This window comes from Yimella sp. NH-Cas1 (assembly GCF_022359705.1).
Taxonomy (GTDB): Bacteria; Actinomycetota; Actinomycetes; order Actinomycetales; family Dermatophilaceae; genus Yimella; species Yimella lutea.
The window spans coordinates 550,932-568,087 of record NZ_JAKSGG010000003.1 but is presented as its reverse complement, the minus strand read 5'-3'; the positions used below and the strand labels follow the sequence as shown (position 1 = coordinate 568,087).

The 17,156-nt window shown below is 65.8% G+C and carries 14 protein-coding genes; 4 read left to right on the top strand and 10 right to left on the bottom strand.

What is annotated here, in order from left to right:
* From trpS to MF407_RS03105, 3 genes are read right to left on the bottom strand one after another with little or no spacing between them, the layout of a single operon-like run.
* On the bottom strand, positions 1-1,014 hold the full coding sequence (gene trpS, locus MF407_RS03115) for a tryptophan--tRNA ligase (protein ID WP_239701246.1): 1,014 nt from the start codon (positions 1,012-1,014) through the stop codon (positions 1-3).
* Between the two features lie 31 nt (positions 1,015-1,045).
* Positions 1,046-1,861: an HAD-IIA family hydrolase gene (locus MF407_RS03110; RefSeq protein ID WP_141929109.1), complete on the bottom strand. Its 816-nt coding sequence runs from the start codon at positions 1,859-1,861 to the stop codon at positions 1,046-1,048.
* A gap of 52 nt (positions 1,862-1,913) precedes the next feature.
* Positions 1,914-3,008: a glycosyltransferase gene (locus MF407_RS03105; RefSeq protein WP_239701245.1), complete on the bottom strand. Its 1,095-nt coding sequence runs from the start codon at positions 3,006-3,008 to the stop codon at positions 1,914-1,916.
* A gap of 181 nt (positions 3,009-3,189) precedes the next feature.
* Here MF407_RS03105 and MF407_RS03100 point away from each other — a divergent pair, with 181 nt between their 5' ends.
* Positions 3,190-4,209, top strand: coding sequence for a glycosyltransferase family 1 protein (locus tag MF407_RS03100; RefSeq protein ID WP_168990240.1), 1,020 nt, complete (start codon positions 3,190-3,192; stop codon positions 4,207-4,209).
* Here MF407_RS03100 and MF407_RS03095 read toward each other — a convergent pair.
* Together MF407_RS03095 and MF407_RS03090 are read right to left on the bottom strand one after the other, a co-directional pair.
* Positions 4,185-5,369 (bottom strand): acyltransferase, encoded by a 1,185-nt coding sequence (locus tag MF407_RS03095; RefSeq protein WP_239701243.1) that lies wholly within the window; start codon positions 5,367-5,369, stop codon positions 4,185-4,187. The two genes, MF407_RS03100 and MF407_RS03095, sit on opposite strands and share 25 nt — an antisense overlap.
* Complete coding sequence (locus MF407_RS03090) at positions 5,315-6,535, bottom strand: glycosyltransferase family 4 protein (protein WP_129625909.1); 1,221 nt, start codon at positions 6,533-6,535, stop codon at positions 5,315-5,317. Before MF407_RS03090 ends, MF407_RS03095 begins: the two co-directional genes overlap by 55 nt.
* Here MF407_RS03090 and MF407_RS03085 point away from each other — a divergent pair.
* Positions 6,492-7,436, top strand: a complete 945-nt coding sequence (locus MF407_RS03085; RefSeq protein WP_129625910.1) for a UDP-glucuronic acid decarboxylase family protein — start codon at positions 6,492-6,494, stop codon at positions 7,434-7,436. The two genes, MF407_RS03090 and MF407_RS03085, sit on opposite strands and share 44 nt — an antisense overlap.
* Positions 7,429-8,490 (top strand): glycosyltransferase family 4 protein, encoded by a 1,062-nt coding sequence (locus MF407_RS03080; protein WP_129625911.1) that lies wholly within the window; start codon positions 7,429-7,431, stop codon positions 8,488-8,490. Before MF407_RS03085 ends, MF407_RS03080 begins: the two co-directional genes overlap by 8 nt.
* A gap of 625 nt (positions 8,491-9,115) precedes the next feature.
* Here MF407_RS03080 and MF407_RS03075 read toward each other — a convergent pair.
* From MF407_RS03075 to MF407_RS03055, 5 genes are all read right to left on the bottom strand, one after another.
* Positions 9,116-10,279, bottom strand: a complete 1,164-nt coding sequence (locus tag MF407_RS03075) for a glycosyltransferase family 4 protein (RefSeq protein ID WP_129625912.1) — start codon at positions 10,277-10,279, stop codon at positions 9,116-9,118.
* 61 nt (positions 10,280-10,340) lie between these two features.
* Positions 10,341-11,342, bottom strand: a complete 1,002-nt coding sequence (locus tag MF407_RS03070; protein WP_129625913.1) for a glycosyltransferase family 2 protein — start codon at positions 11,340-11,342, stop codon at positions 10,341-10,343.
* Positions 11,343-11,346: 4 nt separating this feature from the next.
* On the bottom strand, positions 11,347-12,897 hold the full coding sequence (locus MF407_RS03065) for an oligosaccharide flippase family protein (RefSeq protein WP_275578360.1): 1,551 nt from the start codon (positions 12,895-12,897) through the stop codon (positions 11,347-11,349).
* Positions 12,898-12,919: 22 nt separating this feature from the next.
* A complete protein-coding gene (locus tag MF407_RS03060; RefSeq protein ID WP_168990245.1) occupies positions 12,920-13,558 on the bottom strand; it encodes a phosphatase PAP2 family protein in 639 nt (212 codons plus the stop codon).
* Between the two features lie 77 nt (positions 13,559-13,635).
* Positions 13,636-15,186 (bottom strand): polysaccharide biosynthesis tyrosine autokinase, encoded by a 1,551-nt coding sequence (locus MF407_RS03055; RefSeq protein ID WP_239701240.1) that lies wholly within the window; start codon positions 15,184-15,186, stop codon positions 13,636-13,638.
* On the opposite strand from MF407_RS03055, the gene MF407_RS03050 reads away from it, so the two are divergent.
* Positions 15,149-17,122: a glycosyltransferase gene (locus tag MF407_RS03050; RefSeq protein WP_239701239.1), complete on the top strand. Its 1,974-nt coding sequence runs from the start codon at positions 15,149-15,151 to the stop codon at positions 17,120-17,122. The two genes, MF407_RS03055 and MF407_RS03050, sit on opposite strands and share 38 nt — an antisense overlap.
* Positions 17,123-17,156 lie beyond the last annotated feature (34 nt).

Sequence of the window (17,156 nt, the reverse complement as noted above, 5' to 3'; positions counted from 1 at the left end):
TCATCGGGTTTGGATGAATCCCACCGCGTCGTAGACACGTGAGAGGGTCGGAGCAGCGATCTCGCGGGCCCGCTGTGCGCCACGCGCAAGGATCTCGTCGAGTTGAGCCGGATCAGCCATGTAGGTGTCGACCTTGTCCTTGAACGGCTCCTGCACCGAGCGGAAGAGGTCGGCGACGTCGGTCTTCAGTGCCCCGTACTTGTTCTCGCCTGCGTAACGCTCGACGAGCGCCTCGATCGACTCGCCGGAAAAGGCATGGTGGATGCGCAGCAGGTTGGCGATGCCGGGCTTGTTCTCCGGATCCCAACGCACCGCGTTGTCGAGGTCGGTCACGGCCGACTTGATCTTCTTGGTGTTCGCCTTCGGCTCGTCGAGCATCATCAGGTTGCCGCGCTGGTCGTCGGCCGATTTGCTCATCTTCGCGGTCGGTTCCTGCAGGGACATGATCTTCGCCGCGTCGGCCGGGATGTGCGGCTCGGGCACGACGAACAGGTCGCCGTAACGCGCGTTCATCCGCTGCGCGAGGTCGCGGGTCAGCTCGAGGTGCTGGCGCTGGTCCTCCCCCACCGGCACCTTCTGCGCGTCGTACAGCAGGATGTCGGCGGCCATCAGCATCGGGTAGGTGAACAGCCCGACGTTGGTGCCCTCGGCGCCCCGCTTGCCCGACTTGTCCTTGAACTGCGTCATCCGGCTGGCTTCACCGAAGCCGGTGAAACAGTTGAGAACCCACGCGAGTTGCGCGTGCTCCGGCACTTGCGACTGCACGAAGACGGTGGAGCGCTCGGGGTCGATGCCTCCGGCGAAGTACTGCGCCGCGGTCACCCGGGTGCGAATACGAAGCTGTTCCGGATCGGGTACGACGGTGAGTGCGTGCAGATCGACGACGCAGAACAGTGCATCGAACTCTTCCTGCATCTTCACCCAGTTCACTTGCGCGCCAAGGTAATTACCGAGGTGGAGTGAGTCGTGGGTGGGCTGCATGCCCGAGAGGATGCGGGGTCGAGCGGAGTTCATGCCGAGCATTGTGTCAGGCATTTCGAGTGCGTTACTCCGACGGTCGATCCTCGGCGGGGGCGAGTTCGTCGACCAGCGGAACGACGTCGGCGATCGAGTCACAGATGAGCGTCGGCACGAAGGGGTACCGGTCGACCTTCTCCGGACGTGTCGAACCGGTGAGCACCAGGATCGTGCGCAGGCCCGCTTCCAGTCCACTGCGAATGTCGGTATCGAGGCGGTCGCCGATCATCACGGTCGTCTCGGAGTGCGCCTCGATCTGGTTCAGCGCACTGCGCATCATCAACGGGTTCGGCTTGCCGACGTAATAGGGATCGACGCCAGTTGCCTTTGCGATGAGGGCTGCCACGGCACCCGTCGCCGGCAGCTTGCCCTCGGTCGACGGTCCGCTGGCGTCCGGGTTGGTGCAGATGAACCGGGCACCGTTCTCGATCAACCGAATTGCCCGGGTGATCGACTCGAAGGAGTAGGTGCGGGTCTCCCCCAGCACCACGTAGTCCGGGTCGCGGCTCGACATCACGTAGCCGATGTCGTGGATCGCCGTGGTCAACCCCGCCTCACCCACGACGTACGCGGATCCACCCGGACGCTGGTCGTCCAAGAACTGTGCGGTCGCGAGGGCCGATGTCCAGAGCGCGTCCTCTGGCACCTCGATCCCACTGGCGCGCAAGCGTGCCCGGAGGTCGCGCGGGGTGTAGATCGAGTTGTTGGTCAGGACGAGAAAGCGGCGTCCGCTGTCCTGGAGCGCCTTGATGAACTCGGCCGCGCCAGGAATCGCGTGTTCTTCGTGCACGAGCACGCCGTCCATGTCGGTGAGCCACGTCGCCACAGGCTTGTCGTTCGTCATGCGTCCAGTATCCCGACGCCGGCGCTGGCGGGACAGCTTGTGCTGTGGTGAGTCAGTTCACGAGTTCGCCGACGGCTCGGCGGATCGAGGCGATGAACGCTTCCTCGCTGAAGGTCGCGGCATGGTCGGTCACGTGGGCACGGTCGAGCGGCAACGAGGCGTGTCGACGGACCGCATCGACGATCTGGTCAGCTTCGGCCACTGGGAAGAAGTAGCCGCTCACCCCAGGCTTCACCGTGTCGAGATAGCCACCCGATTGCAGCGCGAGGGCAGGCGTGCCGAACGCCGCGGCCTCGATCACCGTCAAGCCGAAGTCCTCGTGGCTGGGCGCGACCAAGGCCCTCGCGTGAGCGTAGAGCCACCTCAGCTGGGCGTCCGGAATTCCCTCCAGCAGAACGCAATTCGCACCCATCGACGAACGAAGTCGATCGGCGATCGGTCCGCGCCCCACAATGACCAGCCGTTCGTCCGCCATCGTATTGAAGGCGTCGATGGCCTTGTCCACATTCTTGTACGGAAGTAGCCGCGACACGAGCAGATGGAAGTCGGGCCATCCACGCTGGACCACTTCAGCGGCGGGCTCCTGCAGACCGTCGGTTTCGACGCGATGCGGTGGAAACACCACGTCGGCGCTGATCCCGTACACCTGCTTGATGCGCTCCTGCACAACATGTGAATTGGCCAGGTAGCGATCAGCGGTCTTCGCGGCCAGCGCGTCCCAACGTTTGAGGGCCGGTGTCATGGCCGAGAGCGCAGGCTTGATCACACCCGCCTTCGTACCTAGGTATTCCTCCGGCAGATAGAGCCACCGAGCCGGCGAGTGACAGTAGACGAGCTTCTTTCCGGTGGTCGGGAATCCGTGGGCCCACCCGCTGGACGATGCGACGACGACATCAGCGTCGATCTTCACCTGAGAGGCGGCAGGGGCGAGAAACGGAAGCGCAATGCGGTGGTTGGTTCGTAGTGCCCCCACCTTGTTGAGTGGAGACACGCGCACATCGGCATCTCGGAACTCAGGGAAGGTGGTGTCGGGTTCGTAGAGCGTCGTGTGCACCGGCGCTCCCGGAAACGCCTTCATCAGTGAAAGGACGACGCGTTCGGCTCCGCCGAGCTGTGTCAGGTAGTCGTGCGCGATAGCAACTTTCATCGCCGTTCAGTATGCCCGGACTGTCGCAGTACTGGTGCGTCCGGTTCGAGGTTGCCGACGCCTGAACCCGATCCCGTAGGCTCACGCCGGGTCAGACCATCAAGGGGGTTGGCGAATAAGTATGCGCATCGGGGTCAATACCGCGCTCCTGTCTTCGGCAGGCGATTTCCGTCAGGCCGGAGTGAGCAGGTACATCCGCGAGTTGTTGGCCGCCATGGGACCGCTCACCCGCGACGACGAGGACATCGTGTCGATCAGTCCCGGCGGATCCGGTCCGCTTCGGCACCCTGTGGGCCGCATCGCTTGGGAACAGACCGCGCTCGCCGCACGGGCGCGAATGATGGATGTTGATCTGCTCCATGGGCCGGTGATGGTGGCTCCCCTGCTCGGGCCGCCGAGCGTCGTTACCGTGCACGACCTCGCATTCGTCCGATACCCAGAACACGCGCCCAAGTCCCGCACGGCCTATCTGGCGGCGGCGACCCGGCAATCCGTGCACCGAGCGCGCCGCGTGATCACGGTCTCGCATGCCACTGCTTCGGACCTCATGGACTGGACGGGCCTTCCCGCCGACCGAATCGAGGCAATCCCGCTTGCGGCCACGCCGACGATTCAGCGCCCACCAGCCGATCGCCTCCAAGCCTTCCGACGCGACACCATGGCTTCGCCGTACATCCTTGCCGTCGGGACGATCGAACCGCGCAAGAACCTTCTCACCCTCCTTAACGCCTTCGCGTCCATCGCCGACCGCATCCCGCACACCTTGGTCATCGTCGGCGGCGAAGGATGGAAGAACGCAGCGTTCGAAACCGCTGTCGGCGAACTCGGGCTCGCGTCCCGTATCCGTTTCACCGGACATGTTCCTGACGCAGAACTCAGTTGCTGGTACAGCGCCTGCGACTGTTTCGTCCTCCCGTCCGTGTTCGAAGGATTCGGCCTTCCTCCGCTCGAGGCGATGAAATGCGGCGCGCCGGTGGTCGTCAGCAACACCTCATCCATCCCGGAAGTCGTGGGCGATGCGGGCCTCACTGTGGCGCCACTGGATGTCGTGGGCTTCGCGAACGCGCTGCTCCGGGTGATCGAAGACCGCGGTCTGCGAGCCGAGCTATGTGCGCGAGGTGTCGAGCGGGCCGCGGAGTTCAGTTGGACGCGCACCGCGGAGGCGACGCTGGAGGTCTACCGGGACGCGGAAGGGCGTTGAGCGTCACCACGAAACGCGCTGGCGAAACGGCGGTCCTTCAGACGCAGAAACGGCAATTCGACGAATCGGTAGGAGAAGGCGACGACGGCCAGCGTGACCGCCAGGCCGGCGCAAGAGCGCAGCCAGTCGGGTCCGACCCGGAGTTGATGGGCGAACATGCTCAGAATCGGGAAGTGGTAGAGGTACAGGCCGTACGACCGACGTCCGAGCCAGACGAGAACGCGGTTCGCCCACACCTCGCCCGCGCCGCCCGGCGACACCGCTATTCCCAGCACGATCACCACAGTGAGGAGCCCTGCGACGCCGAACGCTCCGGTGACCCAACCGAATTCCCACGGCACTACAAGCAGGCCAAGCAGGAGGAGCGATGCGACAATTTGAAGCCACCGCAGCGGGCGACCTACCCGTCCGAAGTCCCAGCGGCGCATGGCGACGGCCATTAGGCTCCCCCAAATGATCGGCACCCCACGTACGTATGACGCGCGTACAGCAGCTATCGAGCTAGGCCAGGAAACCATCACCGCGACGACTGCAGCTATTGCGATCCCGATGCCGAGCACGCGGAACAACCCGCGCCGCGACCAAACGAGCACCAACGTGATCGGCCAAAGCAGATAGAAGTGCTCTTCGATCGACAATGTCCACGTGTGTTCGAGTAACGGGGCCGCGTGGCCGAGGTAGATCCACCAGTTGGCGACGTAGGCCAGCGCGGCGAGAGATGCTCCGGCCACCTCACCGGACTCGCCGGTGAGTGTTCCGAGCAGCAGCACTCCGGCACAGGTTAGGACGAGTGCCGGGTATAGGCGGAGGAGTCGCCGCAGGTAGAACCGGCCGAGTGCCACGGAACCCGTGGCGGCGTGCTCCCGCACCAGCAGCGAAGTGATGAGGAACCCGCTGAGCACGAAGAACACGTCGACGCCCGCGAATCCGTTCGCCGCCGGACCGAGCGACATGTGGAAAATGACAACGGCCATCGCGGCAACGCCCCGAAGGCCGTCGAGGCCCGGAAGATGCCCCGGACGTGCGGCCCTGACATCTTCATGCATGACACCCTCCAAGCCGAACCGATGTCGTTCCACCCGCAGGCTGCGTTTGTGCAACATCCTCAGGCGATTAGATCGGAATACACGCGCAGGTAAATGTCCGCCACGTGCTCCCACGACAACGACTCCGCGTGGGATCGTGCAGCCATGGGGTCGACTGGCTCGCGATGCGCCGCGACGAGTGCATCTGCGAGGGCGCGGGTGTCATTCGGGTCGACGCCCCAACCCAAGCCGCCGGTCGCGTCGGCGAGTCCACCGTTGGTGCTCCAGACTACGCCCCGCCCAGCAGCCATCGCCTCGACGGCGACGATCCCGAAGGGTTCGAGCCGGCTCGGCACCACGGCGACCCGGCTGCGCGCGAGCAGGTCCTGGACGCCGGAGCGGTCGAGCGACCCGACGAATTCGACTCCGGAACCGGCCAATTCGCGCAATGCCGGGGTCTGTTCGCCGTCGCCACCGATGCGCAGCACAGCGTCCGGCAACTCCGTGCGGACCAACGCGAACGCCCGGATGAGGAGGTCGAGCCCCTTCTGCGGCACGTGGCGGCCCCACGCAGCGAAGGTCGGTTGGGTGGGCAGTTCGGTCACTTCCCACTGGGCGGGGTCGACGCCGTTCGGCACCACCAGGCAGTCGGCGAAGCGTGCGGCCACGGCGGCTGCGTCGTCGCCGGCCCTGCGTGAGCACGCGGTGAGCAGCGCTGCCCGCCGCGACCCGGCCCGCAGCGCGAGACGCATCTGAGCGCTGTGCTGGTAAATCTGCCCCGCATCCATCGTCACCTCGCCCTGCGTGGTGATCACGAACGGCACGCGGTGTCGCGCGGTATATGCGGTGAGGGCCGGCACCTGGTTGGCCGGGCACTGCACGTGCACCAGGTCTGGGGGTGCCCCGATCGCGGCCAGCGCACGCAGTTGGCGGGCGACGGTCGCCGGGTAACCGGCGAGTGCCCGCGGGTCACGACCCGGCAGGTCGAACACGATCCGGCGCACCGGAACCCCCTCCGCTTCGTCGACCTCGGGGAGGTCGGGCGGGTGACGATGGACGACGACGGTCACCTCGTGACCGCGTCGCTGATACTGCCGCGCCAACTGGAGTGTGAGTTCTTCGACGCCCCCCTTGGCGGGAAAGAAGGCACTGGGGGCCAGCCATATCCGCACAGGCTCAACTAAACAACACAGGTCGTGGTTCGATGTGTGTCGGTCCGACTTCCGGACCAGGGGTTTCACGCGGAATAGGGCGGCAATGGTCGAACGTCGGGTGTTGGTTACTGGCGGCGCGGGATTCATCGGGTCGCACCTGGTGGAGCGCTTGCTCGAGCGGGGCGACGAGGTGCTCGTCGTCGACAACTTCTACTCCGGGCTGCGGTCGAACGTGCACCATTTGATCGGCCACCCGTCGTTCGAGCTGATCCGGCACGACGTCACGTTCCCGCTGTACGTGGAGGTCGACGAGATCTACCACCTGGCCTGCCCGGCAAGCCCGGTCTACTACCAGCGCGACCCTGTGCAGACCACCAAGACCAGCGTGCACGGCTCGATCAACATGCTGGGCCTGGCAAAGCGCACCGGGGCGAAGATCTTGCTCGCCTCGACCTCCGAGGTCTATGGCGACCCGGAGGTGCACCCCCAGCAGGAGGGCTACTGGGGCCACGTCAACCCGATCGGCATCCGCTCTTGCTACGACGAGGGCAAACGGTGTGCCGAGACGCTCTTCTTCGACTACTGGCGCCAGCACGACCTGCCGATCAAGGTGGCGCGCATCTTCAACACCTACGGGCCACGGATGCGTCCCGACGACGGGCGCGTGGTGTCGAACTTCATCGTTCAGGCGCTCGCCGGCGAACCGATCACCATCTACGGCGACGGCCAGCAGACTCGCTCGTTCTGCTTCGTCGACGACCTGGTCTCGGGGCTGATCTCGCTGATGGATTCGCCCCCCTCGTTCACCGGGCCGGTGAACATCGGCAACCCCGGCGAGTTCACCATGCTCGAACTCGCCCAGAAGGTGATCGCACTGACCGACAGCGACTCGCAGATCGAGCATCGTCCGCTCCCCCAGGACGACCCGGTGCGACGCCGCCCGGACATCTCGCTCGCCCAGTCGGAGCTCAGATGGGCCCCGCAGGTCGTACTGGACGACGGTCTCGCGAAGACCGTCGACCACTTCCGGTCGCTGCAAGATGCCTGACCTCACCGCCGATCCGCTGCGGATCGCGATGATCTCGCACTACCTGCCCAGCGCCAGCAAGATCGGGGTCGGTTACCAGGCGCACGCATTGGCCAACGCTCTTGCTGATCGAGGCCACCACGTCACAATGTTCAGCGACTCCCCGCCCGTCGAGGATGCGCGGTATGCGCACCGGCTCGTCGCGGTCGAAGGACCGCTGCGGACCTTCCGCTTCGCGACCCACTTGAGGCGCATCGACTTCTCCGGCTTCGACGTCGTGCACGCACACGGGGACGACTACTGGCTGTGGAAACGTCGTGCGCCTGTTCACGTACGCACCATGCACGGGTCGTGTTTCGAGGAGGCGAAGCACATTCCCGGCGCGAAGGAGAAGCTGCGGATGGGCGCGCTCGGGGTGACCGAACTGCTCGCCTCGGTCGTTGCGGACCGGACCGTCTTGGTCTCCCCCGACACCCGCAAGTGGATGCCGTGGGTGCTCGATGTCGTGCCCAACGGCGTTGACACCGCACGCTTCACGCCTGCGGCGGCGCCGAAGTCAGACCACCCCACGGTCCTTTTTGTCGGCACGTGGCGCAACCGCAAACGAGGCGCCGAACTCGCCCGGATCTTCACCGCCGAGGTGCGCCCCCAGGTGCCCGACGCCGAGCTGTTGATGGTGACGCACGATGCCCCCGCGACGCTGCCCCACGGTGTGCGGGCGCTAGGTCGCCTCTCCGACGAGGAGTTGGCGCGTGCGTATGCGAGCGCATGGGTGTTCTGCCTGCCGTCGGACTATGAGGGGTTCGGCATTCCCTATGCCGAGGCCATGGCCTCGGGCACACCGGTGGTCGCAACGCCCAACATCGGTGCGCGGTATGTGTTGCAGAGCGGGCAGACCGGCGGGGTGCTCGCCGAACTCGACGGGCTCGGCGCTGCGCTCGTGAAGGTATTGACCAGCAGCCCCTATCGAGAGTCGTTGCGGCGCAAAGCGATCGAGCGCAGCGAGGACTTCTCCCTCGATCGAGTGATCGACCGCTACGAGGCGTACTATCGTAATCGTATACTACACCGCTGAGCACATCGCCTGTCGGCTCTGCCAGACGGCGACAAGTGCGGGCCCGAGGATGCTGCGATGCAGAAACTACCTGCGATGCTGCGCCCAACAACTTCGACACTGCCTCAACGCTTTGAGATGCCTGCACGCGAAGTGACCGCCGGAACGAGGGTGCGAGTATAGCGCCCCGCGTGAGCCCGACTGCCACCGAGAGATGCGTCGCTGTGCCTCGCTTATCACCTCGTCGATAGCACCCCCTCGCCGCGTCCAATGCCTGGAACCCGTAAAGTTCACGAGTACGACTCAGGCCAGAATCGCACGCCCGAACAGAGTCGAAATCACCCTTACCGACCGCCTGATCTCTGTGCGCAGCGATGATGCGCGAGCGCTCGCGCAACCCGGCCCGATAGTTCGCTGAGGAATTCGCGCCATGCTAATGATAACGCGCGAGGGATTCCATAATTCCCACATAGACCCCTCCAAGGCGTGCGGGGGACTGACCGTGGCGGTTGGCGGGGAAGGTCCGTAATGACCGAGACACTGGCGGTCGTGCCGCCTGAAGATGCTCCTGTCCCTGACCTCGATGCGTCTGCCTCGGTTGCTGAGCCGAGCGCCGTGCCTGACAAGGCGCTGGATACGGGTCCGTTTACCGCGACAGTGCGTCCTCGTAGGCCGCGGCCAATAGTGGAGCGACGGCCGCCACGGAGTAACGCTCGACTGCCCGAGACCGGCCACGCAGACCAAGCTCTGCCGCCACGTCGGGGCTGGTGAGCGTCTCCGCGATGGCGCGAGTCAGTCCGTCAATGTCGTAATCATCGACCACCCACGCTGCGTCCCCGACGACATGCGGGATCGAACCCGTCCTGGTCGTTATGAGGGGCCTCCCCGACGCCATGGCCTCGGCCAAAACGTATCCGAACTGTTCTTGCCAATACGGCGTGGAAAGGCTCGGGATGACAACGACATCGGCGGACCGGAACACCCGGGGTATGTCCGCGTACGACTGACCTTCCAGCAGATGAACGCGCTCGGCAACACCGAGTGCCTCCGCGGCCACTTTCACCCTTGTCGTTTGCGGGCCATTGCCGACAAGCACCAAGTGGGGAGCCGCCGCAGCACCGACGACCTTTGAGAAGGCGTGGACGAGTTCGATGACGCCCTTCTCCCTGATCATCCGACCCACGAAGAGCACGATCGGCGCGTCGGCAGGGATGCCGGCCCGCGCCGCAAGGAACGAGCGGTCGTGACCGGACTCGAATCGATCCGTGTTCAGGGCCGCAGGAACGACTCGGATCCGGTCTTCTTCCACTCCCTCGGCAATCAGCGTGTCCCGCGCCGGTTCCGTCACCGCTACGAAGACGGCGGCTGCGTCGCGGACACGCTGTTTGCGCTGCGTCATGACCGGGTCATCGTCGTACAGGAACGGAATGTTCTCCCAACAGGTCAACACAAGCCGAGCGCCGATGCTGCGGGCAATTTCGACGCACTGGTCAGTGAACGGGATGAACGTCTCCGCAGCGTGGACGATGTCGGCCGACCCGATTGCTTCGCGCAGTCCGCGCAGCATGCCGGCCTTCTTCAGGGGTGGGGGCAGGGGCAACCCGGCGCGGCGCGCAACTCGCACCGCTCGCCCGTTCACGTGCGGCGCCAGCAGTGTGACTGGCACGGGAACCAGGTCGACCTCATAGTTTGCGGGCGACTCTCCGATGGCTCGGACCTCGAAGCCGTCCAGGCCGGCGAATACCTGCGTCTCGAACGGGTTCAGCGCGCTACCTCGCACAAACGCCACCGACGGCCCCGCACCTGTCATGCCAATCCCCCATTGCTCATTAATCGCCGAACTCGATCACGTCTCCATCCTGCCCTGTCGCTCAATCACCCTCGCAGTCGGATCCAACGGCGCGGAGGTCGCTTTCCGCACTGCCGCCCGCTGCATACGACTGTGGGTCCTGCTCGGCCCAGTGCTTTGCGGCTCGTTGGAGCCGAGCAGGCGCCGCACCGAACCGGCCGGTGACCGCGTCGCGGAGGGCGTAGCCCAGCACAAGCCCGTTTCGTACGACGGCCCGGGTGCCCCGGCCTGGGCGCGGCTTGAGGTGCGGAAGCAGTTGTCTTCGTAGGAAGCGGGTCTCGCCGAGCACTCCCGCATTCGTGCGCTCATGCACAAACGTCAGACCGTTGCGCGCGTAGAAGTACAATCCGAGGTAGCTGAATTCTCCTGCGAATGAAGCGGAAACGGTGTGGTGGATCACCGCCCGTGTGTCGACCAGCAGCGGAACTCCAAGCCGCGCAGCCCGAACACTCCAGTCGGAGTCCTCGAAGTTGAGGAAGAACCGCTCGTCGAACAGCCCGACGCGCCGCCACACCGCCGCCGTGGCCGTGATGCAGCAGCCGGTGAGCACCTCGGACTCACGAACGCCGTCGTCGGTCGGCGACAATTCGCCCTCGCCCAGATGGCGCGCAAGCCCTGTGGACGGGTCGACGACGCCACCACCGAACCACACGCGGCCGGGCTTGCTGAGATACCGGACCTCCGGCGCAACCGCGGCCCCTCCTGCAGCTGTCAGTTCCAGTTGCTCAAGGGCGCCGGGCAGAACCATGGTGTCGTTGTTGAGCACAGTCACCGTCCGGGCACTCCGCTCCAGCGCCCAACGGAGCCCCGCGTTCATGCCTCCCGTGAAGCCCCCGTTCGTTCCCAATTGGAGCGTTGAGATGCGGTCACCGAATCGCAGGCGGGACGCATCGATGACACCGTCGAAGGATCCGTTGTCGATCACCAGCGGGTGAATCGTGGGCTCGCTCAGTACGATCGAGTCGAGACAACGCAACGTGTCTTCCCTACCGAAGTAGGAGAGAACCACAACCACATGATCCATTACCTCAACCCTGCACAGTCAAGAGCCGGAGCACTGCCCCGGCGGAGCGGTGGAGGCGACGTGGCATAGCACGCTGGATGGCGACGGCGTCTTCCTGTGCCAGGCCGGCCCGAGTGGTCCGAAGCATCAGAAGGAAGACTGCACACCCGACGGGGATCGCACAGAATGCTGCGACCCACCGACCCAGCTGGATCGGCTCGATCAGGGCCCATGTCGCAACTGCGACCGTGACTGCGAATGTCAGGCTCCCCGTCTGCTTGACCATTTCGGACCAAGGCATCTGCATCGCGCGCAGTTCGCTGCCGACGAGCAGGACCAGTTGGACCAGCGCCCCACTCACATTGGCGATCACTGCTCCCCATCCGCCGAGCGATGGAATGAGTGCGAATGCGACACCCACATCGACGATCAGCGCCAGCAAGTTGACCCTGAGAATCGTGCCGGCGGCCAGGCGCCCCATGACGAACGCTGAGACCGGACCACTTGCGACGAGCAACCCGGCAGAGATCGCAAGGGCGACGAACATCGGTTCGCTCTGCGAGTAGGCGTCTCCGTAGAGCGCTGGCATGAGCAGTGCGAAGAACGGAACACCTGCGACCAACAACAACGAAACGATCAGCGCTGAAGCACGGATCGTCCGCCGGAATGCCGCCTCCACCGCCGATGCTTGAATCTCCCGAAGTCCGGAGATCGCGGGCATCAACGGTCCGACCAATGCCTGCGCTGGGGCGAAGATGTGCGACGCCAGGCCGTAGGCCAAAGCGAAAGTACCGACCGCCGCCGCGTCCCCGAGCCAGGCGAGGAAGAACACTTCGGTGCGCGACAGGACCAGCGTGGCAACGAGCCCTCCGATCGCCGTTGGCACTGCGAATCTCCAGAAACCCGCCGGCATGCCCACCGGAATCTGTGGGTGGAGCACCGCGCGCCGATAGCCGGGATCAACAACAACGAGGGCGAGGCCAACCCCGAGCCCGCCAGCGGCCAGACGAGCAGCCCAGACAGCGTCTGCCGTGCCTACCAACCAGAGTGAAAGTAACGTCGCCGCCTGAACCAATATGTTCACAACCATCGCGTTCTGGGCGCCGGCGGCTGTCTTGTTCTCGATCGCAAGACATGTCGTCGCGCCGTCAAGAAGCGCAGGGCACCAGACACCGAACACAAGCGCAAGCAGAAGCATCGGCAGAGGTACATCGGCCACGAGCAAAACCACGAGCGTCAGCAGGGGTGCCGCGATGAACAGTCGGAAGCCTTGTGCCTTGGACAGGAGCCGTCGAACGTCGTCGTGGCGCCCTAGTGCGTGCCGCTTGGCGCCGAACTGGATCGTTCCAGTCGTCACCCCCACTGCGATGATCCCGCCCACGACGTCCATCAACGTCATCAGGAACGCGAGTCGTCCGAAATGAACGACTCCCAGCGCCCGTGCCAGGATCAGATTGACGACGAAGCCCATGGGAACAGCAGTGATCGTGTGGAGCATGGTCCAACTCGCACCGCGGATCGCCCGGTCCTGCAGTGCCCGGGGCCCCAGTTGTCCGGCAGCCCCAGCGCTGGCCATTTGATCCGGCCCCGGGCCGCTTTCAGCGCTCATCTTCGGTGCTCCATCTTCGAGCGTCGCTGCCGCGCTCACCGTCCTCCTCGCCGCCGACAGAACTCGGAGTCTCATGAAGCGCGTTGGCGGAGTCAACGATCACCGGGCGTCGCCAGCCGCTGATGGCCATTGCGATCGCCGTCGTGCCCGCAACGAGCAACAAGCTGCCGAGCACGTCGCTAGGCAGATGGGCATAACTCACGACGTTGCCGAGCGCCCCCAGCCCAGCAACTCCCGCGGCGACCACGAGGACGACCTGCGGAGGGCGCGACGGCCAGAGGAACACGGCTGCGACACAAGCCGATGCAATGAGCGCGGCGTGGGTCGACGGATAGGTGTTGTTGCTCGGGAGCGAGACGCCGAAGTCGGGACGATCCGGACCGCTGCGACGCAGAAGCCAAGCGATCACAGGTGCCACCGCGACTATCGTCGTTGCGACGAGTGCCCTCCACCGGCGTCGCGCGGCAGCGACGAGCGCGAGCGGAGCGACGACGACAAGACCGAGGACAGGCCCGACGTCGCGGGCCATCTCACCAAGCACGGTGTCGATCGGCGGTCGAATGTGATTGTGCAGGAAGCTGTTTGTCGCGGAGTCCAGGCGTTGGCCCTGGGCCGATCGGACAGCCACGAGGTATGACACGGTAAACAGTGCGAACAGGGCCGCCCCCGCGACCATGGACCGCCGGCAGTGGCGCCGTCGCTCGGTCACCGGCGCGCGAGTGCCCGCCGCCGGCCACCCTTCGCGTGGCTTTCACGCTTGGTCCCCGAACGCGTCGACGATTCCGACTCATAGGTATAAGTGCCGTAGTACGACTCCGACTTCGCGCTCACCATGTTCATCGCAAAACCGTCGATCTCGACACCGGCGGTCTGCAGCACCTTCACCGCCTGTGCGAGATCCCGCTTTCGCGTTCGATCTGCAGCCACGACCATCACAAGTCCGGCGGTCAGTTTGTCGAGCAGCACCGCGTCAACCACCGGGAGCACGGGAGGGCTGTCCACCAGGACATAGTCGAAGTCTGCTCCGAGCTTCTCGAAGACCTCGGTCATCCGTTGGGAACCGAGAAGTTCGCTCGGGTTCGGCGGCACCTGCCCGGCGGCGAGGATGTGGAGGTTGGTGTCGCCGTAGGGCTGAATCACGTCGTTGAGGTCGGCCCGGCCGAGCAGCACAGTCGTCAACCCGGCCGCGCCTTCCAAGCCGAGCGTGCTCGCCACGGTCGGCCTCCGGAGGTCGGCGTCCACAAGCAGCGTGCGAGAGCCGGTCTCCGCCACGGCTCGGGCCAAGTTGATCGCCGTCGAAGTCTTCCCTTCACCCGGCACGGCAGACGTGATCAGAAAGGCGTTCCCGGTGGTCGTGACGTCGACGAACATGAGACTCGTGCGCAGTCGACGCACGGCCTCCAGGTAGCCGTGGCGCTCCGCTGCGCGCGAGTTCCAGGACGAGATCACCTTCTGCATATTGTCTGCCGGGAGAGCCGCCAGAAGCGGGCTGTCCGACACCGTCTGCAGGTCACCCTCGCCTCGAACCTTCGTGTCGAACACATTGCGCATGAGGGCGAAAGCGACGCCGAGCAGCAGGCCTGCAAGCGCGGCAAGCTCGATGTTGCGTGTGACGTTCGGCGACGTCGGTGACGCAGGCACGCCGGCCGGCGAAATCGTGGTCGCGGCGACAGCCTGGCCGGACGACTTCAGCAAGGGCGAGAAGGTGGCTGCGGCCTCGGCGAGCTGGGGTCCCGTTGCATTCGCGATGGCGGCCGCCCGACGAGGATCGGAATCGACGGCAGTGACGTTCAGGATGGAAGCGCTTGGATTGACTGTCGCCGAGACATTGATCGGGTACCCGGCCGGCAGCCCGAGGCGGCGGCGAAGGGGCTCGATGACCGGGGGCGATCCGAGGACCGCAACATAGGTGTTGAGATCTTGTGCAGTGATGACTGCGATGCCATTGTTCGCGTTTGAACTCTGGGCAGTCGTCTGGAGGTAAAAACTCGATCGCGCAGTGTAGGAGCGGGGCTGTTGCATGGTGACGAGAGCCGCGACCGCGACGACGACGAGGGTGCACAGGGCGATGATGCGCCATCTGCGGCGCATTACCCTCAGAAACTCACGCAAGGTCACGATTGAATCCATCTGTCCGGTGGACACGTCGTCGTCAGCGATGATGCTGCGCCAGTGGACGCCCCCAACTGTCCTTACCCCAATTCTGCAGGAGTGTAACGTGCGTGTCCTACGCCTCTCGCACAGCGCGGTCGTCACCGCCTGGCGGGCCCGCGATCGGTTGATCCGCGCGCATGACATCGACCTCCGGCTGCTGTCGGCGAAGGTGTGGGACGAAGGCGGGCGCAACGTCACGCTCACTCCCCATCCAGGCGAGCAGGTGACCGGGGTGGCCACTCGGGGTAAGCACCCTGCCCTCTTCGTCTACGACCCGCGGCCCGTTTGGCGGGAGCTGCGCCGGCCGCTCGACGTCATCGACATCCACGAGGAACCGTTCGCGCTGGCGACTGCCGAGGTGCTGCTGCTACGGCGGCTGGCCCGCCAACCGGCGCCGTACGTGCTCTACTCCGCGCAGAACCTCGACAAGCGCTACCCCGTGCCGTTCCGTTGGCTCGAACGCTGGGCCTTGCGGCACGCAGCGGCCGTGCAGGTCTGCAACGCCGAGGCCGGGCGCATCGTGGAGCGGAAAGGATTCCCCGGCCGGTCGACGCTGCTCGGCCTCGGCATCGACACCTCCCAATTCACACCCCGTCCCGACCACCGACCGACAACGGGTGAGATTTGCGTCGGCTACGCCGGACGCTTCGAATCGCACAAGGGAGTGGGCGTGTTACTCGAGGCGCTCGCCCTCGAACCGCGGCTGCATCTCCAACTCGCCGGCGCGGGTCCGTCCGAGGCACGGCTTCGAACACAGGCCGCAGAACTGGGGATCGAGCCGCGGATCACCTGGCGCGGGTCGCTTTCCGGTGCGGCGCTCGCCGACTTCTACCGCGAAATCGACGTACTGGCCGTGCCGTCGTTGACCACGCCGAGTTGGATCGAGCAGTTCGGCCGCGTCGCCGTCGAGGCGATGGCCTGCGGCACCCCAGTGGTCGCTTCCGCCAGCGGTGCCCTACCCGATGTGGTCGGCGACGGCGGCCTGCTGGTGCCCGAAGCCGACCCCCACGCGCTGGCCGAGGCGCTGGTGCGGGCCGGCACCGAGCCGGAGCACGGTCGTCTCTCGGCGGCCGCGACCGCACGGGGCGTGCACTACGACTGGCGGCAGATCGCTGCCGACCAGGTGGAGATGTACCGCCGGATGCTGCACGAGCCATTGGCGACCGGGGAGCGCCGAGTGCACGTCGTGCTGGTCGCCTACGGCTCCCCCGACCTCGTCGACCGCGCGCTCGCGCCCCTCGTCGGCTTCGACATCACGGTGGTCGACAACAGTTCACGGACCGACATCGCCGAGGTCGCCGCCCGCCACGGGGCCGCCTACGTCGACCCCGACCGCAACGGCGGGTTCGGCGCGGGAGTCAACGTCGCGCTCGGGCGGCCCGACGTGGCGGGCGCCGACGTCCTGCTGCTCAACCCCGACGCCGTGATCTCCCCCGCCGAGGTGCACATCCTGCATACCCACCTCCTGGCCGACCCGGACCTCGCGAGCGTCGCGCCCGCTCAACACGATGCCGACGGAAGTCCGTCACGGGTCGCTTGGCCGCTCCCCTCGCCGGGCCGGTCGGTGCTCGAAGCGGTCGGTCTCGGCCGCCTCGGCCCACAGAACACGTACGTCATCGGGGCGATCATGCTGCTGCGCGCCGAGGCGCTGGCCCAGGTGGGCGGTTTCGACGAGCGGTTCTTTCTCTACGCCGAGGAGACCGACTGGGCGTCTCGCGCCGTGCGCCTCGGCTGGCGGCACGCGCTGGTGCCCGAAGTCGACGCCCTGCACATAGGCGCTGCGACGAGCAGCAACTCCGATGTCCGCGAGGCGCATTTCCACGCCTCGCAGGAGATCTACCACCGCAAGCACTTCGGGGCGGCCGGTTGGCAGGTTGCCCGCTGGGCACAGATCGCCGGCGCGGCCGCACGCAGTGTGGTCTTGAGCGGCGACCGCGGCGCGCAGGCTCGGGCCCGGGCCCGTCATTACCTGCAGGGGCCGTTGGCGGTGCGTGCCGCACTTGTGCGAACCTCTGACCAGTACGAGTCGACGACCTGATCAGGGCAGGCGCACATAGGACCCAGGGCGAGAG